We start from the raw sequence: 3,995 nt of genomic DNA, 5'->3' as shown, positions 1-3,995 counted from the left end.
CGTTATCTGGAGTCGATCACGGGGTGTCTTGGACGTGTATGACGGACCGTTGGGTTCCGTTAATTCGCTTGGCGGACGTGGTTATCTGCGGCTGTCCAGCACGCGGGTTCTCAGGAGGTCTGATGCATGTTCAGCGGGTGGTGATGCCCGGTTCGCGGCGTGAGTCGTGGACCGTTCTCGGCGCGGACGCGGCGCCGATCGTGTGGGTCGAGCGGTACCTGGCGTATCTGACCGATATCGAGCGGTCCCCGAATACGGTCAAGGCGTATGCCCACGATTTGAAGGACTGGTTCGTCTTTCTCGATCGGCACGACCTGGACTGGCGTGAGGTGCGATTGGAGGACGTCGGCGAGTTCGTGGCGTGGCTCCGGCTGCCGCCGGAAGGGCGGGCCGGCCGAGTGAGTGTGCTCCCGTCGGTGGAGCATCACTGCGGCGCAAGCACTGTGAACCGGAAGCTGTCCGCGGTGAGCGCCTTCTACCAGCACCATGCTCGTCACGGCGTTGATCTCGGGGATCTGCTGACGACCTGGCAACCGGCCGGGCGGCGGGGCACCTCATGGCGGCCGTTTCTGCACCACATCAGCAAGAGCAAGCCGCAATCTCGGTCGGCGATCCGGCTGAAGGCGCCGCGCAAACACCCGAGAATCCTTGCCGCGGCGGAGATTCAATCGATTCTGAACGCCTGCGAGCGCCGACGGGATCGGTTCTTGTTCGCTGTCTTGCATGAGACCGGCTGTCGGATCGGCGAAGCCCTGGGCCTCCGGCACGAGGACATCGCCGTCGCCGAGTGCGAGATCACGATCTGCCTGCGGGACAACGACAACGGTGCCCGCACCAAGTCGCGGGAACCGCGCACAATCCCGGTCGACGGCGGCCTGATGCGACTGTATGCCGACTATCTCCACGAGGAGGTCGGCGCTCTTGACTCCGACTATGTCTTCGTCAATCTGTGGGGTCGCCCTCACGGGCATCCGTTGACCTATGCGGCGGTCTATGACCTCGTCAAGCGGCTGCGCGGACGTGTCGGAGTGGACTTCGATCCGCACTGGTGTCGGCACTCGTACGCCACTCGGCTGTTGCGGGCGAACACACCGATCGAGGTGGTCAGCAAGCTCCTCGGCCATCGATGCGTGACCACGACGCTCGAGACGTACGGCCACCTCACTGCCGAGGACGCCCGCCATGCGCTGGAAGCCGCGGGCTTCCTCGGTGGCCGGGAGGTGCAGCTGTGACATCGGTGCCTGACGCGATCCGACCGGAACACCCGGGGCTGCTCGAGAAGCTGCTTGCCGCCGTGCGTCCGGAGTTCCGCGCCGACCTGATCGATATCGATCCATCCGACCCGGTATTCGGCGGCAGCCATTGCAGAGTGCGTGGTTGCCGCCGGGTCGGTCGCACCCGGAATCTGTGCCTGGGGCACCACAATCGCTGGTTGAACACCGGGCGACCCGATTTGGAGCTGTTCAGCACCACAACGGATCCCTTGCTGCGCGGTCACGCGCCCTTGTCGCCCTGCCGGGTGCCGGACTGCCGATTCGGCCAACGATCAGCTCGATTGTGTTCCCGGCACTGGTGGCAGTGGGACCGCGACGGAAAGCCTGAGCTGACTGCGTGGATTGGGTCGTTGCCGCCGGATCTTCGAGCGCCGGTGTCGCCGCCGCAGGGGTGCCGGGTGTCCTACTGCGATCTGTGGGCACGGGCCGAGGGCCAGCTGCTGTGCGAGTCGCACGCTCGGCGGTGGATCTCCAAGGGCAAGCCGGATCTGGGCGAGTACCTCGCCGCATACGATGACGACACTCCTGGCCATGAGCGGCTCAACTTTCACGGTTTGAGCAGGCAGTTGAAACTGGAGATGCAATACGCGGTGCAGTGCCGCCACGGTGACGGGGAGCTACGGACCGCGCCCGGACGTGTCCGGCACGTCGTGTTGTTCGTCGCCCGTTCGGGCGCGAACTCCCTGCTCGACTGCTCGGAGGAAGTCTGGGACGAACGATTCCCACGGACCTCCAACGGAGCCACCACCTCATCCCGGGCATTCCTGCTCTACGCTCGCCGTCGAGTCGAGGAACTGCACTCCGGCATCGGGTGGGAGGTGGAGTATCCGCGAGACACATGGCGGTTGCGCAACCTCGGCATCGACAGCCCGCACGCCCACATCCGTTTCGACGGCATTCCGCAGCCGTGGTTGAAGGATCTGGTGAAACGGTGGGTCCGGTGGCGACTGGGCACTGGCATCAGCGCCGGTCAGGCATACAAGTGCGTCAAAGTGCTCACCCGCTTCGGTCAGTTCCTCACCTCACCGGCCGGTGGAGCCGGAACCCTGGCAGAGGTCGACCGGGCGGTGCTCGAACGGTATCTGGCCGCTGTGAGCACGCTCGATCACAGCGTGAAGTCCCAGTGCGAGCACATCGGCCTGGTCAACTCCTTCTTCCAGGCAATCCGCCAGCACCGCTGGGACGACTCGCTGCCGTCGACAGTGATGTTCTTCTCCGAGGACTTCCCGCAGCGTCCGCGCCAGCTTCCACGCGCACTGGCCGAACAGGTGATGGCGCAACTCGAACGCGACGACAACCTCGACCGATGGCCCGACCCCGCCGGCAGGCTGGTGACGCTCATTCTGATGCGGTGCGGTCTTCGCGTGGGCGACGCGCTCAAGCTCCCGTTCGATTGCGTTGTTCGTGACGCCGATACCGCACCCTACCTGCGGTATTTCAACCACAAGATGAAGCGCGAAGCGTTGGTGCCGGTCGACGAGGAGGTTGAGCAGGCCATCGGTGGCCAGCAGCGTCGGGTCCTGGCCCGCTGGCCGGAGGGCACACCTGTGCTGTTTCCGCAGCCACGGGCCAACCCCGACGGCCGCAAGCCGATCAACACCTCCACCTACCGAATTGCGTTGCGGCGCTGGCTGGATGACTGCAAAATCCGCGACGAACACGGCCGAGCGGTCCACCTCACGCCCCACCAGTGGCGTCACACTTTCGGGACCAGGTTGATCAACCGGGACGTCCCGCAGGAGGTCGTGCGGGTTCTACTCGATCACGATTCGCACATGATGACGGCACACTACGCCCGGCTGAACGAGAAAACCCTCCGTCGGCATTGGGAAGCCGCACGCAAGGTCAATATCCAGGGCGAGAACGTGACTGTCGGCCCGGAAGGACAGCTGGCAGAAGCGAATTGGGCCAAGCAGCGGCTTGGCCGCGTCACCCAGGCATTGCCGAACGGCTACTGCGAGTTGCCGCTGCAGCGGTCCTGCCCGCATGCCAACGCGTGTTTGACATGTCCGATGTTCGTCACGACGGCCGAGTTCCTGCCCCAGCACCGAGCACAGCACGGCCAGCTGCTGCAGCTCATCTCAGCCGCCGAGGCCCGAGGACAAGCACGGGTCGTGGAGATGAACCAGCAGGTGCTAGACAACCTCGGCAAGATCATCACGGCGCTGGAATCCGAGGAAAGCCAGAAGGGGAACGGGGCTACCGATGCGAGCTGACAACTCCCAGCACATCGTCGCCGCAGCGCGCCGTCGCTCTGAGGCCACCCACAGACGCGCCACCTCGGCGCTACGGCGACTGGACGACGCCGGACACGCGATCACCTTCGACGCAGTCGCCCGAGCGGCGAACGTGTCACGTTCGTGGCTCTACAACCAGTCAGACCTCCGCGCGGAGATCGAACGTCTGCGTCAACGGCACCGGCCAACCGCATCCGGATCATTGCCCGACCGGCAACGGGCTTCAGAGGCATCGCTTCTGCGTCGTCTGGAAGTCGCCGACGCTCGCATCCGCCGACTCGAAGCCGACAACAAGCAACTCCGTGCAGCGCTCGCCCAGGCCCTGGGCGAAAACCGAGCGGCCCAGATCCAGGGCAGCGTTCGCGACACGCCGAAGAGGAGAAATTCCGCGCTGATCGGACCGTGCTGAAAGCAGCCGTCGATGACATATCCAGATCGCAAAACGCCAGGTCACAGGCTCGTTGATGTCGAGAACTCAAGATAA

The 3,995-nt window shown here is 64.7% G+C and carries 3 protein-coding genes; all 3 read left to right on the top strand.

The genetic code is table 11. From position 1 onward, the window contains the following. Nucleotides 1-122 precede the first annotated feature (122 nt). The 3 genes from FOS14_RS24405 to FOS14_RS24395 are packed head-to-tail and all read left to right on the top strand — an operon-like array spanning nt 123 to nt 3,920. Nucleotides 123-1,232, top strand: coding sequence for a tyrosine-type recombinase/integrase (locus FOS14_RS24405; RefSeq protein WP_143773421.1), 1,110 nt, complete (start codon nt 123-125; stop codon nt 1,230-1,232). Next, nucleotides 1,229-3,490: a site-specific integrase gene (locus FOS14_RS24400; protein WP_255450598.1), complete on the top strand. Its 2,262-nt coding sequence runs from the start codon at nt 1,229-1,231 to the stop codon at nt 3,488-3,490. Before FOS14_RS24405 ends, FOS14_RS24400 begins: the two co-directional genes overlap by 4 nt. Next, nucleotides 3,480-3,920, top strand: coding sequence for a DUF6262 family protein (locus tag FOS14_RS24395; RefSeq protein ID WP_185981934.1), 441 nt, complete (start codon nt 3,480-3,482; stop codon nt 3,918-3,920). Before FOS14_RS24400 ends, FOS14_RS24395 begins: the two co-directional genes overlap by 11 nt. Nucleotides 3,921-3,995 lie beyond the last annotated feature (75 nt).

It is taken from the genome of Skermania sp. ID1734, assembly GCF_007489285.1.
In the GTDB taxonomy this organism is placed as follows: Bacteria; Actinomycetota; Actinomycetes; order Mycobacteriales; family Mycobacteriaceae; genus ID1734.
Note: the sequence above shows the minus strand (reverse complement) of the source record. Positions and strands in the feature narration are given on the sequence as shown.